This is a genomic window from Mycolicibacter engbaekii (assembly GCF_002101585.1).
Lineage (GTDB): Bacteria > Actinomycetota > Actinomycetes > Mycobacteriales > Mycobacteriaceae > Mycobacterium > Mycobacterium engbaekii.
Map to the genome: position 1 here is coordinate 1 of NZ_LQOT01000053.1, position 2,927 is coordinate 2,927.

Below are 2,927 nucleotides of genomic sequence, written 5' to 3' on the forward strand. Positions count from 1 at the left end.
CCTGCCGAGGTGTTCGAAGAGCAGCTACGCTCACTCCAATAACCCGGTGTTGCAAGGACCAGTTGAACCCAGGCAGTACACGTCGGTGGCGTTCACGCAGCGGCTCATCGACGAAGGAGTGGACCCCTCGGTCGGGTCGGTCGGCGACGCACTGGACAACGCGCTCGCCGAGACGACCGTCGGTTCGTTCAAGAACGAGCTCATCCATCGGCAAGGCCCGTGGCGCGACGTCAGCCAGGTCGAACTCGCCACCGCCGAATGGGTCGACTGGTTCAACACCGAACGTCCCCACGACTACCTCGACGACTTCACCCCCGCAGCCGTCGAAGCGCTTCACTACGATCACAGGCACACCCCACCGAAGGCGGGGTGATTCAAGGAAATCAGTCCCCGGACTTACCGGGACGGCTCACATCCGGGTAAGTCCCCTGGGGTGGTGGGGTTTCGGGCCTGAGGCTGACCAGGCCGGACTCTGTTCGGTGTGTCGTTGAGGGCTTTTGGGCGGGCCATCGCGTAGTGGTCAGTGAGTTACCGACCAAAGTGACTCAAGCAAAGGACACACCACGCGATGACCCAGGACCATTCTGCCCTGCTCGCCCAACTCGATGCGCTCAAGTCCGCTGATGCCGGGGCGGTGTTCGCCGAGCTGATCCGCGCTGGGCTGCAGGCCTTGATCGAGGCCGAGGCCACCGAGGCGATCGGCGCCGGACGCTACCAACGCAGCGGCGATCGCAGTACGCATCGCAACGGGCACCGGCCCAAGACGGTATCGACCACCGCCGGGGACATCGAGGTCCAGATCCCCAAACTGCGGGCCGGTTCCTTCTTCCCGTCGCTGCTCGAGCGGCGACGCCGCATCGACAAGGCCTTACACGCGGTGATCATGGAGGCCTACGTGCACGGGGTGTCGACCCGCAACGTCGATGACCTCGTGGCCGCGCTCGGTGTCGGTTCGGGGGTCTCGAAGTCGGAGGTCTCACGCATCTGCGCCGGCCTGGATAAAGAGATCGAGGCGTTTCGCAATCGCAGCCTGACCCACACCCAGTTCCCGTACGTCTTCTGCGACGCGACGTTCTGCAAGGTCCGCGTCGGGGCGCACGTGGTGTCGCAGGCCCTGGTGGTGGCCACCGGGGTGTCCATCGACGGCACCCGCGAGGTGCTGGGCACCGCTGTCGGTGACAGCGAGTCGTTTGAGTTCTGGCGTGAGTTTCTGGCCTCGCTCAAGGCTCGCGGCCTGACCGGGGTTCACCTGGTGATCTCCGATGCCCACGCCGGCTTGAAAGCCGCCGTAGCTCAGCAGTTCACGGGCTCGTCCTGGCAGCGTTGTCGGGTCCATTTCATGCGCAACCTGCATGGGGCAGTGGCCGCCAAACACGCACCGGCGGTGACCGCGGCGGTCAAGACCATCTTCGCCCACACCGACCCCGCTGAGGTCGCTGCGCAGTGGGATCAGGTCGCCGACACGCTGTCGGGCAGCTTCCCGAAAGTGGCCGCAATGATGGACGAGGCCAAACCCGACGTGCTGGCATTCACGGCGTTCCCACGCGGGCACTGGCAAAAGATCTGGTCGAACAACCCCATCGAACGCCTCAACAAGGAGATCAAACGCCGCGCTGATGTCGTGGAGATCTTCCCGAACCCCGCCGCGTTCCTGCGGTTGGCCACCGCGGTAGTCATCGAAGCCCACGATGAATGGCAGGTCACCCGCCGCTGCCTGTCCGACATCTCCATGGCTGAGCTGCGCAAAGTCATCGCCGCCAAACACGCCGCCCAAGCAGAGACCGAACCGGTTCCCGAACAACGTCAAATCGCCTAGCATTCACCACGACTCGTTGATCACTACGCGTGCACCCACGCCGATCCGAAGTCCACCACCCCAAGGGGCACTATCGGTCATCCAGCTTATGGACGGCACGTAGGTATGCCAATCCAGACCTGATGCCCGCGACACCAGAATGCTGCGCAAAGGTGCATACCTGACGGCCCGCTAGGATAGCTCGCTCAGGGTCGTTGATCGCCACACCTTCGGACCACAGTGCGTCGAAGTAGTCCGCGATGGCAGATAGGGCAGGGTCGTCAATAATCATGTCTGTCACCGACGGTGATGCTTGGACCGCTGCTGCTGCCGAGATACTTACCGCCAAGCCAAGTACGATGCCGGTCCAGCCAGCACTGTTGCAAACACGCTTCTTCATCGGTCGCTTCCTCCGTCGGTGGAGCACCACTTACTGATTGAGCGGGCCACGAGGACTGTAGATAGCCCACCGGTGCTCAGGGTGCAGAACGATGGCTGGGGGGAATCTATCAAATGAGACCCCAAATTCCGATATCTGTATAGCAACCCAAAGCAAATTCATCCACGGCAAAACTATCTTTGAACTGCGGAAATATGGGATCTACAAGTACATCCAGGTGCCTGCAGATGCGCGTAGATATTATGACTGGAGGTCAAGTGGTCGCAGGTTCAAATCCTGTCAGCCCGATAGATTTAATTTTTAGCCGGTCAGACGTCTAGGCGGCGTCGACGACCGGGGTCTGCTGCACGAATAGGTGACAGTTTTGGTCACGCGGCCTGACTGGCCGGTGGGGTCATGATTGCTTCGAATTCGATGGGGGTCAACCGGCCGAGACCGGTCTGGCGGCGCCGGCGGTGGTAGGTGCGTTCGATCCAGGTGACGATCGCGATCCGTAGCTCGTCGCGGGTGTTCCAGCGGCGGCGGTCCAGGACGTTCTTTTGCAGCAGGGAAAAGAAGCTCTCCATGGCGGCGTTGTCGCCGGCGGCCCCGACGCGCCCCATGGATCCGACCATGTCGTAGCGACCCAGTGCGTGCACGAATTTCCTTGACCTGAACTGCCTGGGTTCAACTGGTCCTTGCAACACCGGGTTATTGGAGTGAGCGTAGCTGCTCTTCGAACACCTCGGCAGG

General features: G+C 62.0%; 2 protein-coding genes and 1 pseudogene. 2 read left to right on the forward strand and 1 reads right to left on the reverse strand.

What is annotated here, in order from left to right; genetic code table 11:
* Together AWC02_RS14945 and AWC02_RS14955 are read left to right on the forward strand one after the other, a co-directional pair.
* The coding region (locus AWC02_RS14945; protein WP_237160379.1) for an integrase core domain-containing protein at positions 1-373 on the forward strand (373 nt) is incomplete at its 5' end.
* Between the two features lie 195 nt (positions 374-568).
* Complete coding sequence (locus AWC02_RS14955) at positions 569-1,816, forward strand: IS256 family transposase (RefSeq protein WP_085129541.1); 1,248 nt, start codon at positions 569-571, stop codon at positions 1,814-1,816.
* 747 nt (positions 1,817-2,563) lie between these two features.
* Here AWC02_RS14955 and AWC02_RS14960 read toward each other — a convergent pair.
* Positions 2,564-2,854 (reverse strand): annotated as a pseudogene (locus tag AWC02_RS14960) (integrase core domain-containing protein); the annotation flags it as partial.
* Positions 2,855-2,927 lie beyond the last annotated feature (73 nt).

Coding starts and splice junctions, on each gene's coding strand:
- AWC02_RS14955 (WP_085129541.1), top strand. CDS start 569: ATGACCCAGGACCATTCTGCCCTGCTCGCCCAACTCGATGCGCTCAAG.